The sequence below is a fragment of the Microbacterium sp. Root180 genome (assembly GCF_001428485.1).
Lineage (GTDB): Bacteria > Actinomycetota > Actinomycetes > Actinomycetales > Microbacteriaceae > Microbacterium.
On the sequence record NZ_LMHS01000003.1, the window covers coordinates 843384 to 864556 of the forward strand.

The following is a 21173-nucleotide window of genomic DNA, read 5'->3' on the forward strand; positions in this document are numbered from 1 at the left end:
CCGCCCCCGCTCCGTTTGTGCGGGCGTATGCCCGGGTGGGCGGAGCACGGAGCAGGCATTCGCCCGCACAAACGGAAAGGAAAGGGAGGGAAGGAAGGAGGGAGGGAGGGAGGGAGGGAGGGAGGGAGGGATGCCGCGGCCCGGCGGCGAGACCGGGCCGCGGCATCCGATGGGCCTACGAGTCGAGCAGCGCCTGCGCGTCCGTCTGGGCCTGCGCGAGGAGAGCGTCGATGTCGGCGTTCTCATCGGTGAGGACCGTCTGGACCACGGTGTCCAAGAGAGCGTAGACCTCCTGCGTCTTCACCTTGGCCTCGCCGACGGGCGTCTGATCCCAGATCGCGTCGGTGAACGGCGCCATCTGATCGCGCGGCACATTGATGTACGGCTCGATCCACACGAGGGACTCCTCGTAGAGCTCACGGCTCAGCACCGGCAGCAGCGGCGTGCCGACGGCCTGGCCCGACTCGTTGAGGGTCTTGGCGTCCTGCACCGCGGCATCCTCGTCCAGCAGCTTCTGCATGTAGTACCAGTCGATCCACTCGACGCCGGCGGCCTTCGTCTCGTCGTCGATCGTCGGGCTCATGACGGCGATGTCGCCACCGCCGAGCGTGCCCGGGTCGTCGCCCTCGAGCGGGATGACGGTGAGCCCGTACACGTCCGAGTCGAGACCGAAGTCGCGCACGAGCGCCGTGTAGATGTCGGAGCCGGTGGTGTACATGCCGATGTTCCCGGCGGCGAACTCCTGGTTGATCGTGCCCCAGTCGAGGTCGACCTTCGAGCCGAAGGAGCCGTCCTCCCACTTGAGGTCGTGCAGGAACTGCAGGACTCCGCGCGTGGCGTCGTTGTCGATCGTCGACTGCGCCGTGCCGTCGCCGTTGTCAGTCTGCGTGCGACCGCCGCGGGCCACGGTGCCCACCGTCAGCTGCCAGCCGCCGGTGTTGTTGATCGCCATCTGCGAGTAGCCGGCCTTGCCGGTCTCGTCGGTGATCTTCTTGGCGTACTCGCGCACCTCGTCCCACGTCGTCGGCGGGCTGTCGGGGTCGAGCCCGGCCGCCTCGAACAGCTCGCGGTTGTACGAGAGCGCGTTGGCGTAGGCCTGGCGCGGGAAGCCGTAGATCTTGCCGTCGTCGCCCGTGACGCCCTCGAGGATGATCGGGTTGAAGCTGTCGGTGTACCCGAGGTCGTCCATCTCGGCCGTCACGTCCATGAGCTGGTCGTTCTCGAGCAGCGTCTTGGCGTCGGTGAACGGCACCGTGAACACGTCGGGCAGGCTTCCGCCGGCGAGCTGCACGGCGAAGGTCGGGCCCTCCCACTCGTATTCGACACCGATGATGTCGATGTCGGGGTGCTCGTCCTCGAACTGCTTCTCCTGGGCGGCGAAGGCCTCGTAGGCTGCGGCATCCGCTCCCGGGGGGAACGTCGCGACGCGCAGCTCGGTCTTTCCGCTGCTGTCGTCGCCTCCGGCGGTGGAGCAGCCGACGAGCGCGCCGACGGTCGCCGCGGCGGCGACACCGGCGAGCAGGACCCTTGCTGGTGACTTCATCGTCTTTCCTTTCGTTGGGCGGTTCCCGCGTCAGCCTCTCGGCGCGGGAGCCTCCGTGGTGTGTGCGGTGGGGTGGGGATCCGTCGCTGCGCCGATGCGCAGCCACGCGGTGGCGTTGCCCGCAAGGGCGCCGTGCTCGAGCGGCGAGCTCGAGAGCAAGAGGTCCGCGCCCGCCGGGAGGGCCGCGGGGTCGTCGCCGGTGTTCACGACGCAGGCGAAGTCGTCGCCCCGGCGGAACGCGAGGACGTCGGATGCCGCCGGCGCGGCGTCGTCCCACCACTCGAGCGGTCCGTCGCCGAGGGCGGGGAGCGCGCGCCGCAGGCGCAGTGCCTCGCGGTAGAGGCTGAGGGTCGAGTCGGGGTCGGCCGCCTGGGCCTCGACGGTCAGGCCGCTCCAGCCCGCCGGCTGCGGGAGCCACGGCGCGGAGCCGTCGCGTCCGAAGCCGAAGGGGGCGGAGGACCCGGCCCACGGGAGCGGGACGCGGCATCCGTCCCTTCCCGGGTCCGTGCCTCCGGAGCGGAAGTGCATCGGGTCCTCGATGAGGTCCAGCGGAAGGTCCTCGACCTCGGGGAGCCCGAGCTCATCCCCCTGGTAGATGTAGAGACTGCCGGGGAGGGCAGCCACGAGAAGCGCGGCGGCGCGGGCGCGGTGCAGCCCGAGCTGCGGGTCGGTCGGCACGCCGAACCGCTTCCTCAGGAACGCGAACGCCGTGTCCTCGCGGCCGTAGCGGGTGACCGGGCGCGTGACGTCGTGGTTGGAGAGCACCCAGGTCGACGGGGCGCCGACGGGCGCATGCGCGGCGAGCGTGGCCGAGATGGACTCGCGGAAGGATGCCGCGCCCCACGGCCGCGCGAGGAAGTCGAAGTTGAACGCGGTGTGCATCTCATCGGGCCGCAGGTACGCGGTGAACCGGTCGATGTCGGGCACCCAGATCTCGCCGACGAGCACGCGCGTGCCGGGGTAGGAGTCCGCGATCGCCCGCCACGACCGGTAGACGTCGTGCAGTTCGTCGCGGTCCTCGGTGGGGTGGTCGGGCTTCTCGCCCACCTCGGGCAGGTCGGCGTCCTTGATGAGGAGCGCGGCCGAGTCGATCCGCACACCCGCGACACCCCGGTCGAACCAGAAGCGCAGGATGTCCTCGTGCTCGCGGCGCACGTCGGGGTGGTTCCAGTTCAGGTCGGGCTGCTCCGGCGTGAACATGTGGAGGTACCACTCCCCCGGCGTGCCGTCGGGGTTCGTCGTGCGGGTCCACGTCTCGCCCTGGAAGCTCGAGACCCAGTGCGTGGGGATCTCGTCGCCGTTCTCGCCCTTGCCCGGGTGGAACCAGAACCGCTCGCGCGCGGGGCTTCCGGGGCCGGCCGCCAGCGCCTCCTGGAACCACGGATGCTGGTCGGAGATGTGGTTGGGCACCACGTCGATGATGGTGCGGATGCCGAGCTCCAGCGCCTCTGCGATGAGCGCCTCCGCCTCGGCCAGTGTGCCGAAGCGCGGATCGATGTCGCGGTAGTCCTGCACGTCGTAGCCGCCGTCGGCGAGCGGGCTCGGGTACCAGGGGTTGAACCAGATCGCGTCGACGCCGAGGTCCTTCAGGTAGCCGAGCCGGGCGCGGACGCCCGCGAGGTCGCCCGTGCCGTCGCCGTTTCCGTCGGCGAAGCTGCGCACGTAGACCTGGTAGATCACGGCGGAGCGCCACCACAGCGGGTCGGCGGTCGACGGCGCCGGCGCGGCGGGCGCCTGGTCGGCTCGGGTGAGGACGTCGCTGTCCACGGATCTCCTCGTCGTCGGGGGGAAGGACTCGATGCGACGAATGTATTCCGGGTTCGCGTTGTTTGCAAGTCTTAGACAGAATCACGCAAGATCACGATTGTGTGACAGCCGGCGGCGGGCTGCGTGAACGCCGTCCCCGGCCGCCGAGCCCGTGGCCGGGTGGCGTGGCCGGTCGGCGCCGGTGGCCGTGTCACACGACGCGCGCGTGAAGGAGCCGAGGACCCGCCGATCGTGTGACACGACGGGTGGGCGGGACGGGCTCAGGCCGGCGGCGGCGCGGCGGCGCGGCGGCGGGCGGGCTCAGGCCGCGGCGGGACCGGTGGAGGCCCGCAGCACGAGCTCGGGCTCGAAGAGGAGCTCGTCGCCGGGCTCGGTCGTGCCGGCGATCTGTGACAGCAGCAGGTCGATCACCGTGCGGCCCATCGACTCGATCGGCTGGCGCACCGTCGTGAGGGGCGGCTCGGTGCAGCTCATCAGGAACGAGTCGTCGAAGCCGACGACGCTCACATCGTCGGGCACGCGCAGGCCGGCGCGACGGGCGGCGCGCACGGCGCCGAGAGCCAGTGGGTCGCTCGCGCACACGACGGCCGTCGCGCCGGCGGCGAAGAGGCGGGATGCTCCTGCCTGACCCGACTCGAGCGAGTACAGGCCTCGCACCACGAGCGCGTCGTCGAGCGGAGAGCCGAGGCGCTCCAGCAAGGGCCGCGCGGCGGCGAGCTTGCGCTGCGAGGGGATGTGATCCAACGGGCCGAGCAGCATCCCGATCCGGCGATGGCCGAGCTGATGGAGGTGCTGGATCGCCTGCTCCGCGGCCGCGCCGTCGTCGGTCGAGACCGTCGCGAAGTCGAGCTTCGGGATGCGCGCATTGACCAGGACCGTGGGGAGGTTCACCTGCCGCAGCCTGCCGTAGTGGTCGTGCGGGGCATCCGCCTGGCTGTAGTTGCCGCCGAGGAAGATCACTCCCGACACCTGCTGCTGGAGCAGGAGGTCGATGTAGTCGGATTCGGTGATGCCGCCGGCGTTCTGCGTGCACAGCAGCGGCGTGTAGCCGTTCTGCGTCAACCCACCGCCGATGATCTCGGCCAGCGCCGGGAAGATCGGGTTCTGCAGCTCCGGCAGCACGAGGCCGACAAGTCGCGCGCGCTCCCCACGCAGCTTGGTCGGCCGCTCGTAGCCGAGCACGTCGAGCGCCGTCAGCACGGCCTTGCGCGTGGCGTCGGACACGCCAGGCTTGTCGTTGAGCACGCGGCTGACGGTGGCCTCGCTGACACCGACCTTGCGCGCCACTTCGGCGAGACGCTTCGACATGCGCTCAGTGTACGCAAGAACTTGCAGGATCGCGCAAGCGGGATACATTGCCCGGGCGTGTGCGGCTCGGCCCCGACTGCCCCCATGATGGACCGATGGGGAAAGCGACGCGCACAGTGACCCTCCTCGCGATCGTCGCGGCCTTCGCAACCGGGTGCACGGCGACCAACACGGACACGGCAGCGCCCACACCCACCCCGACGCCGACACCGGCGTGCATCGTCGGCTCGTGGTCGGTCGGCGCAGCGGAGCTCCAGCCGATCTACGACGCCCTGCCCGGCGGTCTCGAGTACCCGGACGGGGTCATCGACCCCGCAGCATCCGCGAGCATCTCGTTCGCGTCCGACGGCACATTCTCGTTCGAGCAGGACGTGCCGACCTCGGTCACCTGGCTCGGCCACACCGCTTCGGTCGCACTCGGCGGCACGATGACCGGCGAGTACACGGCCGACGACGAGGCGCTCGCCCTCACGGCGCGCGACAACGGGCTGACCGTCGCGCCGACCGACGACGGCACGGCGAGCGCGATCTTCGCGTCCGAGACGGCGGAGACCCTCGCCGAGTGGCCCGTGTCGGCATCGTCGTACACCTGCGCCGGCGACGAGCTCGTGCTGCACCTCGGCACCGAGGGCTACGCGGCCTCCGTTCCCTTCGTGCGCGGCTAGACCCTGTCAACCCCGCCTCCCCGGCGACCGGGGCGGGCAGGATGGAGCCATGCCGAGCCCCTCGATCGTGTGGCTGCGCGACGACCTGCGCCTGGCCGACAACCCGGCACTGCGCGCGGCCGTCGACCGAGGCGAGCCGGTCGTGGTCCTGTACGTGCTCGACGAGGAGTCGCCGGGCGTCCGGGCGCTCGGCGGCGCCGCACGGTGGTGGCTGCACCACTCGCTCGCCTCACTCGGCGAGCGGCTGGCCGAACGCGGCGCCCGCCTGGTGCTGCGGCGCGGACCGGCCGAGCGCGTCGTCCGCGAGGCGGTGACGGATGCCGCGGCCGGCGCCGTCTTCTGGAACAGGCGCTACGGCGGTCCCGAGCGCGAGGTCGACGCCGCGCTCAAGGCCGGGCTGCGCGCGGACGGCGTCGAGGTGGCCTCGTTCGCCGGTTCGCTCCTGTTCGAGCCGTGGACCGTCACGACCGGCGCCGGAACGCACTTCTCGGTCTTCACCCCGTTCTGGCGCGCGTGCCTCGCGCTTCCCGCGCCCCGGCAGCCGCTGCCCGAGCCGCGCGAGGTGGCGGGGGCGCGGCATCCGATCGCCTCGGACGAGCTCGAGGACTGGGGCCTCCTACCGACGGGTCCGGACTGGGCGGACGGCCTGCGCGAGACGTGGGAACCGGGCGAGCCCGCCGGGCGGCGGCGACTGCGGGAGTTCCTGACCCACGACCTCGACGCCTACGACCGCGCCCGGGACGAGCCGTCCGCCGGGGCGACGTCGCTGCTGTCGCCGCGCCTGCGGTGGGGCGAGGTGAGTCCGTTCACGGTGTGGCACGAGGCCGTCGAGCACGGCCACGGCGGGCGGTTCCTGTCCGAGCTCGGATGGCGGGAGTTCGCGTGGCACACCCTCTTCCACTCCCCCGATCTCGCGACGGCCAACCTCCGGCGCGAGTTCGACGCGTTCCCCTGGCCGCGGCTGAAGCCAACCCACCTCGAGGCATGGCAGCGCGGACGCACCGGCGTCGCCCTCGTCGACGCGGGCATGCGCGAGCTGTGGGAGACCGGCTACATGCACAACCGCGTCCGCATGGTGACGGCATCCTTCCTCGTCAAGAACCTGCTCATCGACTGGCGCCGCGGCGAGGAGTGGTTCTGGGACACGCTCGTCGACGCGGATGCCGCCAACAACCCCTTCAACTGGCAGTGGGTCGCGGGGTCCGGGGCGGATGCGGCACCCTACTTCCGTGTGTTCAACCCCGAGCTGCAGGCCAAGAAGTTCGACGCCGACGGGCACTACGTGCGGCGGTGGGCGCCGGAGCACCTGTCGGACGATCCTCCCGAGCCGATCGTCGACCTCGGCGAGACGCGCAAGGCCGCGCTCGCGGCGTACGACGTGGTGAAGCGGGCGCTGCGCGGCTGACCGCCGCCCGCCGGCCGCCGCGCGGGCGGCGCGGGGTGGCTGCCCCGGCGCATAACTCCTGCACCTTCCGGCACGCACCGCGCGCGGCTCGCGGAATCCCGCGGCGCCGTGCCCGGACGGTGCGAGAAGTGCAGGAGTTATGCGCCGGAGACCGCGGACAGCGGGCGGGTTCAGACCGCCGCGACGTGCAGCACGAGGGCGTTCCCGGGAAGCAGCAGCGGCATCGCCAAGCCGACGGCCGCGAGCACGGCGCCCGGCAGCTCCACCCCGGAGGCGAGCCACGGCGGCGGGGCGTCCTCGAGCGCGGCGGCGGGAGCCCCGACGTCGACCACCTCGACGCGGTAGCGGCGGGCCGGATCGAGTCCGGGCAGCCGCAGCGGCTCGGGCAGGGCGGCGTCGGCGGCTTCGAGCACGGCGTAGGAGAACAGCGCCTCGCCGGCGTCCGGCGCGACCACGCCGTGGATCACGACGGCGTCGGAGGCGGCATCCGCCCGAACCACCCGGCCGGTGTGCAGCAGCTCCCGGTGCGCACGGTGCACGGCCGTCCACGCGCGCAGCGCCTCGAGGTCGTCGGGGCCGACGCGCGTCAGGTCGGACTCGATGCCGGCATGGCCGAACAGCGCGGTCGCCAGGCGGAAGCCGAGTCCCGCGACGCGGCCCGTCGTATGCGCGCGGGCGTCGCCGACGTGCGAGCCGAGGTATTCGGGCGGGATCACGATGCCGGTCCACCGCTGGATCCGCTGCCGCATGAGCGGGTCGTTCGTGTCGCTGGTCCACACGCGGTCGACGCGGCGCAGGATGCCCAGATCGACACGCCCGCCGCCGGAGGCGCACGACTCGATCTCGACTCCGGGATGCGCGGCGCGGAGGCGGTCGATCAGCCGGTACAGCGCGCGCACCTGAGCACCCGCGTCGGGCACCAGGAGGTCACGGTTGTGATCCCACTTGAGGTAGGCGATCGGGTACTCGGCGAGCAGAGCGTCGAGCTGGGCGAACAGGTGCTGCTCGACCTCGGGCAGCGACAGGTCCAGCACGTGCTGTGCGCGCCACGTGACCGAATCGGGGTCGGTGAGGAGCCAGGTCGGATGCTGTCGCGCGAGCTCCGAGTCGAGGCTGACCATCTCGGGCTCGACCCACAGGCCGAACTCCATCCCCCGGGCGTGCACGCGCTCGACCAGCGGCGCGAGGCCGCCTGGCCAGCGGACGGGGTCCACGGTCCAGTCGCCCAGCGCGCGACGGTCGTCGGTGCGTCCGAGGAACCAGCCGTCGTCGAGCACGAACCGCTCGACGCCCACCTCGGCCGCCCGGTCGATGAGAGGCGCGAGCCGGTCCAGGGAGTGCTCGAAGTACACCGCCTCCCACGTGTTGAGGGTGACCGGTCGGGGCCGGTCGATCGTCGACCACGACCGCACCCACGGGTGCAGGCGGTCCGACAGCCCGTCCAGTCCGGCGCCGGACCACGTCGCGACCACCGTCGGCGCGGCGTATTCCTCACCCGGCATGAGGGTCACGGCACTGATCCGCTCGCCCGCGCCGAGCACCGTCGGTCCGACGTCGGTGCGCTCGAACCAGAGCCGGACGTCGCCGCTCCACGCGAGATGCGTCGACCACACCTCACCCGCGCCGAATCCGAACCCCGGCGTCCCCGCGACCATCAGGAAGGGATCATCGTGCCCGCCGCGGCCGTGACGGGTCTCGCGGAGCCAGACGCCGTGGCCCGGCACCGCCCGCTGCGGCCGGCGCTCCCCTGCCCAGCGTCCCGAGAAGTCCAGCACCTCGCGCGCCCGGTCGGGCACCGGAAGGGCGACCCCCGCAGAGGTGAGCGTGAGGGCGCTGTCGCCGACGTTGCGCACGGCCTGCGATGCGAGGAGCACGCCCTGCGCCGTGAGTTCGAGGCGGGTCGTGATGACAGCATCCGCCCACTCCGTCTCGGCGACGAGCACGTCGCCGTCGCGCACCGTGCTCCGCTGACGCGGCGCGGAGCGCGACCCCTCGACCACGACGGCGGGGAGTCCCGACCAGCCGTCGGCCAGGGAGGGCAGCAGGGTCAGCCGGAGCGGGACGTCGATCGAGCTCGGCGGCACCGCGGGCACGGCCGCGTCCGACAGGAGGGCGAGGTCTGATTCGGCGAGCGCCCCGAGGTCTCGTCCCCAGTGGACGATCGACGGAACGCCCGAGCCGCGGGAGTCGAGCACGAGGCTGACTCCCGCGGCGCGGAGGTGATGGATCACGCGGGGAGACTACTCCGCAACCGGGATGGACTGCGCCTTCAGGGTCGCGATGGTCGACTCCTGAGCCGCCTCGAGGGCCTCGAGCAGCGTGCCCTGACCCGTCACGGCCTTCTGGAAGCCGTCCGAAACGTCGGCGTAGGTCTGCGTCATCGTCGGGCCCCACACGAAGTCGGGGTTGACCTGCTCGGCCGCCTCGGCGAAGACGTCGTAGATCTTCTGCCCGCCGTAGAACTCCACACCCTCCTGCAGCGACGGCAGCGCGAGGCCGGCCGTCGTGGCGGGGTAGATGTTCGCCGACTCGTTGAGCGCGGTCAGCGCCTCGTCCGAGGTGTTGAGCCACAGCGCGAACTTCGTCGCCTCGTAGAGGTGATCGGTGCCCTTGAAGACCGCGATGGACGAGCCGCCCCAGTTACCGGAGCTGGCGCCGCCGGCCTCCCACTGCGGGGACGGAGCGACCGACCAGTTGCCGGCGGTGTCGGGAGCGCCCGACGAGATCGAGTTGGCGCCCCACACGGCCGAGTTCCAGCTCCAGACCTCGCCCGAGTTGTAGGCGTTGTTCCACTCCTCGGTCCAGGCCGGATAGGTGGCCACGAGGTCCTCATCGAGGAGCTCCTGCCAGTAGTCGGCGACCGTCGTCGACTGCTCGCCGGTCAGGTCGACCGTCCACTCCTCGCCGTCGTTGGAGAACCAGTCGCCGTTGCCCTGCCACACGAAGCCCGCGAACTGGTTGATGTCGGCGGTGGAGAAGTTCGTGATGTACCCGCCGGCGGCGCGCACGGCCTTGGCGGCCTCCTTGTACTCCTCCCACGTCGTCGGGACCTCGATGCCGTTCTGCTCGAACAGGTCCGAGCGGTAGAACAGCGCCATGGGACCCGAGTCCTGCGGCACGCCGTAGACGCCGTCGGTGCCGAGGGTGACCTGGCCCCACGTCCACGGGATGAACTCGGCCTCGGCGGCGACGACGTCCTCGCACACCGAGAGGTCCTCGAGCCCGTCCTGCACGCGGAAGCTCGCGAGCGCGTCGTACTCGATCTGGCCGAGGTCGGGGGCGTTGCCCGCCTCGAGCTGGCTGAAGAAGCTCTGGTAGGTGCCGCCGTTGCCGTTCGGGCCGGTCTGCACCTCCACCTGGATATCGGGGTTCTCCTCGTTCCACATCGCGGCGACGTCCTCGATACCGGGGATCCACGAGGTGAACTCGAGCGTGACGTCTCCGTCCGACGGCGCGCAGGCTGCGGCATCCGCGCCACCGCCGTTGTCGGTTGCGGAGCCTCCGCCGGCGCATCCGGCCAGCGCGAGCGCGCTGAGCAGTGCGACGCCGGTGACGACTGCCCTCTTGTTGTGCTGCATGTCATTCCTAACTTGTGGGTGATGCGGGATTTACTGCGGATGCCGGGGGCGGGACCCCCGGCGGGGACTCACTTCACGGACCCGGTGCCGAGGCCGTTGCGCCAGAAGCGCTGAAGGAGGAGGAAGGCGATGATGAGCGGGACGATCGACAGGAACGACCCGACCAGGACGTAGGTGCGCAGCTCCGGGATCTGGTTGAGCTGCGTGTTCCACGAGTAGAGGCCGTACGTGACCGGGAACAGCTCCTGGCTGCGCAGCATGATCAGCGGCAGGAAGAAGTTGTTCCAGATCGACACGAACTGGAAGAGGAACACCGTGATGAGGGCGGGCATCATCAGGCGCATCGAGATGGTGAAGTACGTGCGCACTTCGCTCGCACCATCGATGCGACCGGCCTCGATGAGCTCGTCGGGCACGCTCGCCGACGCGTAGATGCGGCTGAGGTAGACGCCGAACGGGCTCACGATGCTCGGCAGCAGCACCGCCCAGAACGTGTTGGTCATGTTGACCTGGCTGAACAGCAGGAACAGCGGGAGCGCGAGCGCCGTGGCGGGGACCAGCACACCGCCGAGCACGGTGTTGAAGTAGGCCTCCCGGCCGCGGAAGCGGTACTTGGCCAGCGCATAGCCGCACATGCCCGCGAACACCGTCGCCAGCAGCGCGCCCACGCCGGCATAGCCGAGGCTGTTGAGAAGCCAGCGCACGTAGATGCCGTCGTTGTAGGTCAGCAGGTCGCCGACGTTGGCGAAGAAGTTCCAGTCCGCGAACCACAGGGCGTTCGTCGTGAGCAGGTCGCCGCGGTCCTTGGTCGAGGCGATGAACAGCCACCAGATCGGCACGAGGAAGTAGAGGGTGAAGACCCCCATCACGATGAGTGCCGCGCCGCGCGACAGGATGCTCTCCTTCGGCCCGCGCGAGGGCTTCAGGTCGTCGGCGGTGGCGCCGGCGGTACGGGTGAGGAGGCTCATTGCTCGGCCTTCCGCTGGGTGACCTTGAGGAACACGAACGAGAGCACGAAGGTCGCCAGGGCGAGGACGACCGAGAAGGCCGCCGCCAGGTGCGTGTTCGGGATCGCGCTGGTCGCGTAGATGGTCATGTTCGGGGTGTACGTGCTCGACACCGCGGCGCTGAACGAGCGGAACACCTGGGGCTCGGCGAGCAGCTGCAGCGTGCCGATGATCGAGAAGACGGCCGTCAGGATGAGCGCCGGGGCGATCATCGGGATCTTGATCGACCACGCGATGCGGACCTGACCGGCACCGTCGAGGCGCGCGGCCTCGTAGACCTCGGCCGGGATCGCGAGGAGCGCCGAGTAGATGATCAGCATGTTGTAGCCGACGAACACCCATGTCACGACGTTCGCGATCGACCACAGCACGAGCTGCGGCGAGAGGAAGTCGACGTTCTGCGTCACCTGCGTGAACGGCGACAGGTTCGGCGAGTAGAGGAAGCCCCACATGATCGCCGCGATCACGCCCGGCACGGCGTACGGCGCGAAGAACGCGAGGCGGAAGAACTTCTTGCCCTTGAGCACCGGCGAGTCCAGCAGCAGTGCGAACAGGAGAGCGAGGCCCAGCATGATCGGCACCTGCACGACGCCGAACAGGAGCACCCGCCCGACCGACTCCCAGAACGGCGCGTTCTGGAACACGAGGAGGTACTGGGTGAGCCCGCCGAAGACCTCGGTCGGCTCGCCGTAGAGCCCGTCGCGCTCGACCACGAGGAGCGACTGCCACACCGCGTAGCCGATGGGGATCAGGTAGAACAGCAGGAACAGCACGCTGAACGGACCGGTGAAGATCGCGATCGCGCCCTTGTGCGGGGTCTTGCGCCGCACGGTGTCGGACCGTCGCGGCCCTTTTCGTGCCCCGCGTGTGACGAGGACTTCGGTGGCGGTCATGCGGCCGCCTCCTCTCTGATGATGCGCACCGCGCCGCCGGGGACCTCGACGTCCGCGGTGACCGGCATCCCGGTGACGAGCTCGACGCCCGCGGCCGTGACGACCGCCGGAGTCTCGCCGTGGTTGACGACGAAGAGGTACGAGGCATCCGTCCCCGTGCGCCGGACGATCTCGAGCGCGTCGCTCGCGCCGCGGACCTCGGCCGCCGGACGCACGCCCGCGTCCGCTGCGAGGCGGGAGACGAGTGCGCGGTACGCGTCGGGGGTGGGGAGCGTCGCGAGGTACCAGGCCGATCCGTCGCCCCACGCGTTGCGGGTGAGGGCCGGGTGGCCGGCCGAGGGGCCGTCGGCGAAGGAGGCCTCGACCTGCGCCGTCGTGACGTGGGACCGCTCCGACCAGAGGGTCGACGCGGTGCCGTCGGTGAGGCTGAGGGTCGCGCCCTCGGCGATCGGGGCGAACTCCTCGATGCGGATGCCGAGCGCGTCGCGGAACGGACCGGCGTAGCCGCCCGTCCAGACGCGGTCGTCCTGGTCGACGGTGCCGCTGTAGAAGGTGATGAGCGCGGTGCCGCCGGCGGCGATCCAGTCGGTGATGACGGATGCCTCCTCCGCGCGCACCAGGTGCAGCCCGGGCACGACCACCAGGCGGTATGCCGAGAGGTCGGCGCCCGGTGCGACGATGTCGACGGTGAGGCCGAGCGCGTGGAGCGCGCCGTACGCGGCGTGCACCTGGTCCAGGTAGCCGAGAGCCTGGCTCGGACGCGAGTCGGTCTGCGTGGCCCACCACGACTCCCACGAGAAGACGAGGGCGACGTCGGTCTCCACGCGCGAGCCCGCCACCTCGCCGATGCGCTCGACGATGCCGCCGAGCTCGACGACCTCGCGCCACACGGCCGTGTCGGTGCCCGCATGGGGCAGCATCGCGGAGTGGAACTTCTCGCTCCCCTGCACGGAGGCGCGCCACTGGAAGAAGCACACGCCGTCGGCGCCGCGGGCGACGTGGGTGAGTGAGTTGCGGATGATCTCGCCCGCCGCCTTGGGCTTGTTGAGGGGCTGCCAGTTCACGGCGCCGGTCGAGTGCTCCATGAGGATCCAGGGCGCACCCTGGCCGAGTCCGCGAGAGAGATCGGCGGCGAAGGCGAGTTCCGCGCGAGGATCGGCGAGACGGTTGTCGAGGTAGTGGTCGTTGGCGACGATGTCCATGTCGGCCGCCCAGGACCAGTAGTCGAGGTTCTCGATGTGCGCGGTGACCATGAAGTTCGTCGTGATCGGCACGGTGCTGACCGCGCGGATCACCTCCGCCTCAGCCCGGTAGTACGACAGCAGCTCGTCGGAGCTGAAGCGGTGGAAGTCGAGCGCCTGGCCGGGGTTGCGCGCCGACAGGGTCGTGCGCGGCGGGAGGATCTCGTCCCAGTCGCCGTAGGTCTGGCTCCAGAAGGCCGTGCCCCATGCGGCGTTCAGCGCGTCGAGCGTGCCGTAGCGGGCGCGAAGCCACCGGCGGAACGCCGCAGCGCTCTCGTCGCAGTAGCAGAGGGCGTTGTGGCAGCCGAGCTCGTTCGACACGTGCCACAGCTCGACCGCGGGGTGGTCGGCGTAGCGGCGCGCCACGGTGTCGGCGAGCTGCAGGGCGGCCTCGCGGAACACGGGCGAGCTCGGGCAGAATGCCTGGCGTCCGCCGGGGTAGCGGCGGGTGCCGTCCTCGGCCATGGGCAGCATCTCGGGGTGGGCCGTGGCGAGCCATGCCGGAGGGGAGGCCGTGCCGGTGCCGAGGTTCACGCGGATGCCCGCGGCGTGCAGGCGGCCGAGCACGTCGTCGAGCGCGGCGAAGCGGTACTCCCCCGGGCGGGGCTCGATGTGGGACCAGCCGAAGATGTTGATCGCGACCAGGTCGACTCCCGCTTCGCCCATCAGGGCGATGTCCTCGTCCCACACGTCCGGCGTCCACTGTTCGGGGTTGTAGTCGCAACCGAACGCGATGCCGTCGTGCTCGAAGGGCCGGGCGGGGGTGGTCATGCTCTCCTCGGATCTGTGAACGTGCACAGATCCGCACAATGTTCCTCTGCGCTGAGATTCTGTGAACGTGTACAGAGTAAGCACGCCTGCGATCGCTGTCAACATCACACTCGCAAGTTGTGCTCGTGCACATACGATGGGAGCCGTGGAGACCAACGGACGCAAGCGGCGCGCGACGGTCAAGGATGTCGCGACCGAGGCGGGCGTCTCGAGGGGGACCGTCAGCCGCGTGCTCAACGGCCAGCCGTACGTCTCCGACGAGGCAAGGACCGCCATCGACGCCGCCATCGCGAAGGTCGGATTCATCCCGAACCGCGCGGCACGCAGCCTCGTGATGCAGAGCTCCCAGGCGATCGGCCTGATCGTGCACGAGCCGCATTCGCTGTTCATCGAAGACCCCAACATCGGGTCGATCCTGCTCGGCGCGAACGCGGCACTGTCGGAGGCCGACTACCAGCTCTCGTTCTTGATCGCCGACTCCCCCCGCGACATCGAGCGCCTCGCGCGCTACCTCAGCGGAGGGCTGATCGACGGCGTCATCATCGTGTCGGCGCGCGTCGGCGACCCGATCACGCGCGCGATCGCCGACCTCGGACTTCCTGCCGCGTTCGTCGGGCATCCCCGCGACATCGGGGACGCCGCGTATGTGGCCATCGACAACCGCGGCGCCGCGCGCGAGATCACCAGCCGCCTCGTGGCGACGGGGCGTCGCCGGATCGGCATGATCGCCTCGGCGCTGGACCGGGACTCCGGCTCGGATCGCCTCGCCGGCTTCGTCGACGCTCTGGGCAACAGCTTCGATCCGCAGCTCGTCGAGCGCGTCCCGCTGTACTCGTACTCGGACGGCCAGACCGGCATGCGCGCGCTCCTGGAGCGCGCTCCCGACATCGACGGCGTGTTCGCCTCGAGCGACGCGGTCGCTGCGGGCGCGATGGACGTTCTCCAGGCGGCGGGCCGCCGAGTCCCCGACGATGTCGGGGTGGTCGGCTTCGACGACAGCTCGTGGGCGCTGCGCACCGATCCCCCGCTCTCGACCGTGCACCAGCCCGCGACCGAGCTCGGCCGCGCCGCCGCGGAGTCGGTGCTGCGCCAGCTGCGCGGCGAGGACCCCGACACCGGCGGCCGCGTGCTCGAGTGCCCGGTCGTCTGGCGCGGCTCCGCCTGAAGCCGGTCGGACGGCGGATGGGGCGCGGCATCCCTCGCCTCCTCTCCCCCGCCCGCGCGTGCACAACTCAGGCAATCTGTTCGCGTCGCCGCCCGAACGCCCCGAAATACCGGGACCGCCCCGACGCTCGGCGTGCGGTCTGCCGGAGTTGTGCACACCCCGCCGTGGGCGGACGCGGAATAGCCCGGCACCGCGGCGGGGTTGAAGCCGGGGATGAGCACTCCGAACCCTGCCCTGTCCGTTCTCGACCTCGTGCCGGTGCGCGCCGGGCAGACGAGCGCGCAGGCGGTCGCGGCATCCCTCGCCCTCGTCGTTCGCGCCGACGCGCTCGGCTTCCGGAGGTACTGGTTCGCCGAGCACCACAACATGCCCGCCGTCGCCTCGACCACGCCCCCCGTACTCGCCGCCGCCGCGGCCGCCCGCACCTCGCGCATCCGGCTCGGCTCAGGCGGCGTGATGCTGCCCAACCACTCGCCGCTCGTCGTCGCCGAGCAGTTCGCGGCGCTGGAGGCGCTCGCTCCCGGCCGTATCGACCTCGGCCTCGGCCGCGCTCCCGGCTCGGATCCGGTCATCACGCAGCTGCTGCGCCAGAGCGGCACCACGAGCGACGTCGAGCGGTTCCCCGATCACGTGCGCGACATCGTCTCGCTCGTCTCGCCCGACGGCGCCTCGGTGCGCTTCACGTCGGGCGGTACCTACGACGTGCACGCGACGCCGGCCGCCGCGACGGTTCCCGAGGTGTGGCTGCTGGGGTCCAGCGACTACTCGGCGCAGCTGGCCGCCTCGATCGGGCTGCCGTACGTGTTCGCGAACCACTTCTCGGGCCAGGGGCTCGGGCGCGCGCTCGATCTCTACCGTTCGGCGTACCAGCCGAGCGAGGCCCATCCCGAGCCGCGCACGTTCCTCACGGCGAACGTGCTCGCCGCACCCACCGACGACGAGGCCGAGGCGCGGGCCCTGCCGAACCTGCGCATGACGGCGCGGCTGCGCACGAATCGGCCCCTCATCCCGCTCGAGACGGTCGAGCAGTCCCTCGCCGGCGCCGCCGACTTCGAGGGGCTCGGCGACTCGTTCATGGACTCGGCCCGTGCGAACTGGTTCGTCGGCACCCCCGACGCGGTCGCGACGGGGCTGCGGGAGTTCGCCGCGACGCACGGGGTCGACGAGATCATGATCTCGCCCATCGCAGGCAGCTATGACGGAGAGCCGATGGATGCCGCGCCCGGCCGCGTGCAGACTCTCGAGCTGCTCGCCGCCGAGCTCGCCGCGGCGGCCTAGCCGGGCTTCGCCGTCTCGTCGGTTCAGCGCGTGAGCGCGTAGAACCGGAAGAAGCTGAAGTCCTCGATGGGGAGGATCTCGAGCCCCGCGAATCCCGCATCCTGGGCGTACCGCTTCAGGATGCCGGGACGCATGACCGTTCCGGTCCCCACGCTCTGCTCGTGCGACAGGCCATCGGGCAGGCAGCAGAAGAGGCTGAACCCGTACATGATGCGCTCGAGATCGTCGCCCGGAGCGACGAGCTCGTGCGCCACAGCTTCGTCCATCACGATCACCGGCCCGCCGTCGCGCACGGCGAGGCGCATGGCCTTGAGCACCTCGACCGGCCGCGGCATGTCGTGGATGCACTCGAACGCGAAGGCCGCGTCGAACGGTCCGTGGCGCTCGAGCCCGTCGCCGTCGGCGTTGTGGAACGCGACCCGGTCGGACACGCCCGCCTCGATCGCGTTCGCGCGGGCGAGCGCAATCGAGGGCTCGTCGATGTCGAACCCATCGACCCGGAGCGCGGGGTACGCCTTGGCCAGCTCGATCGATGACCACCCGCCGCCCATCCCGACGTCCGCGATGCGCGCGCCGGGGCGCGACAGTGCCGCGTGCAGCTCGGGCACCGTCGCGAACGCCCCGGCCAACTCTCCGAACCAGGGGCGGTTCAGGTCTGCCTGCGCCTCACGGGCATCGGCGCCGAGCTGTTCCCAGCTCACCCCTCCGCCCGTGCGGTACGCCTCGAGGAGCGCCGCAGTCTGTGCGCCGGTCGCCGCGAACAGGCGTGACAGGGGCGCGAGATAGGAGAGGCTCGCGGCATCCGTCAGCACCTCGGCAGGTCCGGGCGGCAGCGCGTAGCGCCCCGCGGAGTCAAGGCTCAGGATGCCGCTCACAGCCTGCTGCTCGAGCCACTCGCGGGCGTATCTCGGCGATGTGCCGGTGCGCGCGGCGAGCTCGCCGGGCGTCGACGGACCGGCCTCGCGCAGACTTCGATACCAGCCCAATCGGTCGCCGAGGTAGGCCGACATGATGTCGACCCAGCCCAGGGCGGAGGCCAGCATCCGCTCGGCGAACTCGTCCGCGGACGGTCCGGCGGCTTCGGAGAGGGAAGGCGAGGTGGACATCGGAGGACCCCCGTTCGCGAGCGCCCCAGTGCGCCCGCCCTTCCGAGGGTACGAGCCGGGAATCGCCGCGTCGAGCCCGTTCGACGTAAGAGTTCGTCTGTACCAAACCGACGTTCACCGTGCGCGCGAAGGCCGGTTTCGTGCAGACGAACGCGGGCGCGGAGGCCGGAACGAGTGCGCTACCAGGCGATGAGCGAGACGGGGGTGATCTCGATGACGGTGCTGTACCGGGCGAACATGGTCTCGACGGTGAGGCCGAGGCGCAGCATCCACTCGTCGTACTTGGCCCCGTAGGCGGCACCGACGCGCGCGGCCCACTCGGGACCCGCACCCGGCGAGAGGGTCGCGACGCCGCGGAGCACGGCGAGCTGCTCACCGTCGGCACCGGCCTCGAGATGCAGCAGCACCTTCGGGTCCGCCTCGAGGTTGCGCACCTTCGCGGTACGCGGCTCGCTCAGCACGAGGGCGCGATCGCCGAGCCACAGGAACCAGACCGGCACCGCGTGGGGGTAGCCGTCGCGGCCGGTCGTGCCGATCCAGGCGACCTGCTCGCCCTCGAGGCGCGCGAGCGTGCGCGCGTGGACCTCGTTCGAGGGATCGAAGGCGAACGGCTCGGGTGCGGTCATGCTTCGTCGGGCTCTCCGCTGAGGAGTCCACGCAGCCAGTCGCGGGCCTCGACGAACACGTCGTCGGAGTAGCGCTCCGGGTAGTGCACCACGGCGCGATCGGCACGCGGATACGACCCGAGGAACACCACCTGCGGACTGAAGCGCCGCAGACCCAGCAGGGCGTCGGCCATGCGCTCGTCCGAGATGTGCCCGTCCGCGTCGATGACGAACCGGTACCTGCCCAGCGCGTCGCCGATCGGGCGCGAGGCCAGCAGCGAGAGGTTGATGCCGCGGGTCGCGAACTGCTCCAGCATCTCGAGCAGCGCACCGGGGTGGTCATCGGGCAGCTCGGCGATGAGCGAGGTCTTGTCGGCACCCGTCGGGGGCGGCGGCGCGACCGTGCGGCTCACCAGCACGAACCGGGTCACCGCGTTCGGGTTGTCGCCGATCGCGGAGGCGAGGAGTTCGAGCTCGTGGTGCTCGAGGATCCCGGGCGGGGCGATCGCGGCATCCGCATCGCTCGATCCGTCGATGAGGCCCATCGCGCTGGCGACGTTGCTCGCGGCGGGGATGTGGGCATGCGCGGGCAGGTTCGTCGACAGCCACTGCAGGCACTGGGCATAGGCGACGGGGTGCGCGGCGACGAGCGAGACGTCCTCGATCCGCGCGCCCGGGCGGCCGACGAGGACGAACTCGACCGGCACGAGGTACTCGCCGACGATCCGCAGGCCCGGCACGGTCGCGAGTGCGTCCTGGGCCGTCGACACGCCGCCGTCGACCGAGTTCTCGATCGCAATCATCGCGGCATCCGACCGCCCTTCGATCACGTCGGCCAGCGCCTCGCCGACGTTGCGCACCGGCCGCCACTCCTGGCCGCGCGCCTCGGGCACCTGAGCCAGCGCCGCCTCGGTGAACGTCCCGGCGGGGCCGAGGTAGCTGTAGCTGCGTCGTGGGGGGACGGATGCCGCGGTCTCGGGCGCCTCGGAAGTCACGGGTGCCAGCCTAGCCCCGGCCATAACTCCTGCAGTTCGGCGCGATGGCGCGGAAGGGACCGCGGAAAGACGGGGTTCTTCCGTCGTCGCGCCTCCGAACTGCAGGAGTTATGCGCCGCGGGGCGAGGACATCCGTCGTCAGCCCCGCGACACGAACCCCCTGGACCGGGCAGACTGGACCCATGAGTCGCGCAGGACAGCCCGCCGAAGCATCCGACCTCATCGACATCGATGAGCTCATCTCCGCCTACTACGACGTGGTCCCCGATCCCGCCGTGCCCGAGCAGCGCGTCGCTTTCGGCACGAGCGGCCACCGCGGCTCGTCGCTCTCGGCGAGCTTCAACGAGAATCACATCCTCGCCACCACCCAGGCGATCGTCGACTACCGCCGGTCTCAGGGCATCGAGGGCCCGCTCTTCCTCGGCCGCGACACCCACGGCCTCTCGCTGCCCGCCGAGCGCAGCGCGATCGAGGTGCTCGTCGCGAACGGGGTCGAGGTGCGAGTGGACGCCCGCGACTCGTGGGTGCCGACGCCGGCGCTCAGCCACGCGATCCTCGCCTACAACCGGGGACGGGATGCCGCGGATCCGGGCCGCGCCGACGGCATCGTCGTGACTCCCAGCCACAACCCGCCCCGCGACGGCGGGTTCAAGTACAACCCGCCGAACGGCGGCCCGGCCGACACCGACGCGACGGGGTGGATCGCGGACCGCGCGAACGAGCTCATCGCGGCCGGACTCGCGGGCATCGCACGCACGCCGTTCAAGGACATCGACGCAGACGCACTGGGCGACTACGACTTCCGCGACGCGTACGTGCGGGACCTCTCCGACATCATCGACGTCGAGGCGATCCGCAGCGCCGGCGTTCGCATCGGCGCCGACCCGCTGGGCGGCGCATCCGTGGAGTACTGGGCGCTGATCGCCGAGGTGCACGGGCTCGACCTGACGGTCGTGAACCCCGACGTGGACCCGACCTGGAGGTTCATGACGCTCGACTGGGACGAGAAGATCCGCATGGATCCCTCGTCGCCGTCGGCCATGGCGAGCCTGGTCGCGCGCCGCCACGACTACGACATCCTCACCGGCAACGACGCCGACGCCGACCGGCACGGCATCGTCACGCCCGACGCGGGGCTCATGAACCCCAACCACTACCTCGCGGTCGCGATCGACTACCTGTACTCGCACCGGCCGAACTGGCCCACGGATGCCGCGGTCGGCAAGACCCTCGTCTCGTCCATGATCATCGACCGGGTCGCGGCATCCCTCGGCCGCTCCCTGCTCGAGGTGCCGGTCGGGTTCAAATGGTTCGTCCCCGGCTTGCTCGACGGCTCCGTCGCGTTCGGCGGCGAGGAGTCCGCCGGCGCGTCCTTTCTCCGCAAGGACGGCACCGTCTGGACGACCGACAAGGACGGCATCCTGCTGTGCCTGCTCGCGGCCGAGATCCTGGCGGTCACCGGCAAGACGCCGTCGCAGCGGTACGCCGAGCTCGAGGCCGAGTTCGGCTCGTCGGCCTACCAGCGGGTCGATGCTCCGGCCAGCCCCGCGCAGAAGGCGGCGCTGGGCAAACTCGCGCCCGCCGCCGTCACCGCGACCGAGCTCGCCGGCGAGGCGATCACGGCGAAGCTCTCGCACGCGCCCGGCAACGGCGCGGCGATCGGGGGGCTGAAGGTGCAGACCGAGCACGCCTGGTTCGCCGCGCGCCCCTCGGGCACCGAAGACGTCTACAAGCTCTACGCCGAATCGCTCAAGGGCCCCGACCACCTCGCCGAGGTGCAGGAAGAGGCGCGCGCGGTCGTCTCGGCGGCACTCGGGAGCTGAGTCGCGGGACCATCGGCCCTGCG

16 protein-coding genes are annotated in these 21173 nt (G+C 71.1%); 5 read left to right on the forward strand and 11 right to left on the reverse strand.

Translation table 11 applies throughout. The annotated features are described in order from the left end of the window. Positions 1–175 precede the first annotated feature (175 nt). The 3 genes from ASD93_RS11465 to ASD93_RS11475 form a co-directional block, all read right to left on the reverse strand. Positions 176–1543 carry an extracellular solute-binding protein gene (locus ASD93_RS11465; protein ID WP_056122471.1) on the reverse strand — a complete coding sequence of 456 codons (1368 nt, stop codon included), beginning with the start codon at positions 1541–1543 and terminating at the stop codon, positions 176–178. Between the two features lie 30 nt (positions 1544–1573). Next, on the reverse strand, positions 1574–3310 hold the full coding sequence (locus tag ASD93_RS11470; RefSeq protein WP_056122473.1) for a glycoside hydrolase family 13 protein: 1737 nt from the start codon (positions 3308–3310) through the stop codon (positions 1574–1576). A gap of 300 nt (positions 3311–3610) precedes the next feature. Next, entirely contained in the window at positions 3611–4618 is a 1008-nt protein-coding gene (locus ASD93_RS11475) for a LacI family DNA-binding transcriptional regulator (RefSeq protein ID WP_056122477.1), read from the reverse strand. Between the two features lie 95 nt (positions 4619–4713). Here ASD93_RS11475 and ASD93_RS11480 point away from each other — a divergent pair, with 95 nt between their 5' ends. Further along, on the forward strand, positions 4714–5283 hold the full coding sequence (locus ASD93_RS11480; protein ID WP_056122480.1) for a hypothetical protein: 570 nt from the start codon (positions 4714–4716) through the stop codon (positions 5281–5283). 49 nt (positions 5284–5332) lie between these two features. Further along, positions 5333–6688, forward strand: a complete 1356-nt coding sequence (locus ASD93_RS11485; RefSeq protein WP_056122483.1) for a cryptochrome/photolyase family protein — start codon at positions 5333–5335, stop codon at positions 6686–6688. A 170-nt stretch (positions 6689–6858) separates the two neighbouring features. On the opposite strand, the gene ASD93_RS11490 is transcribed toward ASD93_RS11485, so the two are convergent. The 5 genes from ASD93_RS11490 to ASD93_RS11510 all read right to left on the reverse strand — a co-directional run bounded on the left by ASD93_RS11490 (position 6859) and on the right by ASD93_RS11510 (position 14178). Continuing rightward, positions 6859–8919 carry an alpha-galactosidase gene (locus ASD93_RS11490; protein WP_056122486.1) on the reverse strand — a complete coding sequence of 687 codons (2061 nt, stop codon included), beginning with the start codon at positions 8917–8919 and terminating at the stop codon, positions 6859–6861. Positions 8920–8928: 9 nt separating this feature from the next. Continuing rightward, on the reverse strand, positions 8929–10266 hold the full coding sequence (locus ASD93_RS11495; RefSeq protein ID WP_056122489.1) for an ABC transporter substrate-binding protein: 1338 nt from the start codon (positions 10264–10266) through the stop codon (positions 8929–8931). Positions 10267–10334: 68 nt separating this feature from the next. After that, a complete protein-coding gene (locus ASD93_RS11500; RefSeq protein WP_056122492.1) occupies positions 10335–11234 on the reverse strand; it encodes a carbohydrate ABC transporter permease in 900 nt (299 codons plus the stop codon). Beyond that, entirely contained in the window at positions 11231–12166 is a 936-nt protein-coding gene (locus ASD93_RS11505; protein WP_056122495.1) for a carbohydrate ABC transporter permease, read from the reverse strand. The genes ASD93_RS11500 and ASD93_RS11505 overlap by 4 nt, the downstream gene beginning before the upstream one ends. Continuing rightward, complete coding sequence (locus ASD93_RS11510; RefSeq protein ID WP_056122498.1) at positions 12163–14178, reverse strand: beta-galactosidase; 2016 nt, start codon at positions 14176–14178, stop codon at positions 12163–12165. The genes ASD93_RS11505 and ASD93_RS11510 overlap by 4 nt, the downstream gene beginning before the upstream one ends. Positions 14179–14323: 145 nt before the next feature. On the opposite strand from ASD93_RS11510, the gene ASD93_RS11515 reads away from it, so the two are divergent. Both ASD93_RS11515 and ASD93_RS11520 read left to right on the forward strand, forming a co-directional pair. Continuing rightward, positions 14324–15343 carry a LacI family DNA-binding transcriptional regulator gene (locus ASD93_RS11515; RefSeq protein ID WP_414843703.1) on the forward strand — a complete coding sequence of 340 codons (1020 nt, stop codon included), beginning with the start codon at positions 14324–14326 and terminating at the stop codon, positions 15341–15343. A 213-nt stretch (positions 15344–15556) separates the two neighbouring features. Further along, on the forward strand, positions 15557–16621 hold the full coding sequence (locus ASD93_RS11520) for an LLM class flavin-dependent oxidoreductase (protein WP_056122503.1): 1065 nt from the start codon (positions 15557–15559) through the stop codon (positions 16619–16621). Positions 16622–16644: 23 nt separating this feature from the next. Here ASD93_RS11520 and ASD93_RS11525 read toward each other — a convergent pair whose 3' ends face one another. The 3 genes from ASD93_RS11525 to pheA all read right to left on the reverse strand — a co-directional run bounded on the left by ASD93_RS11525 (position 16645) and on the right by pheA (position 19327). After that, positions 16645–17727, reverse strand: a complete 1083-nt coding sequence (locus tag ASD93_RS11525) for a class I SAM-dependent methyltransferase (RefSeq protein ID WP_056122506.1) — start codon at positions 17725–17727, stop codon at positions 16645–16647. Between the two features lie 179 nt (positions 17728–17906). Beyond that, positions 17907–18353 (reverse strand): pyridoxamine 5'-phosphate oxidase family protein, encoded by a 447-nt coding sequence (locus ASD93_RS11530; RefSeq protein WP_056122511.1) that lies wholly within the window; start codon positions 18351–18353, stop codon positions 17907–17909. Further along, on the reverse strand, positions 18350–19327 hold the full coding sequence (gene pheA / locus ASD93_RS11535) for a prephenate dehydratase (protein WP_056122515.1): 978 nt from the start codon (positions 19325–19327) through the stop codon (positions 18350–18352). Before pheA ends, ASD93_RS11530 begins: the two co-directional genes overlap by 4 nt. 182 nt (positions 19328–19509) lie before the next feature. Here pheA and pgm point away from each other — a divergent pair, with 182 nt between their 5' ends. After that, positions 19510–21150, forward strand: a complete 1641-nt coding sequence (pgm, locus tag ASD93_RS11540) for a phosphoglucomutase (alpha-D-glucose-1,6-bisphosphate-dependent) (RefSeq protein WP_056122517.1) — start codon at positions 19510–19512, stop codon at positions 21148–21150. Positions 21151–21173 lie beyond the last annotated feature (23 nt).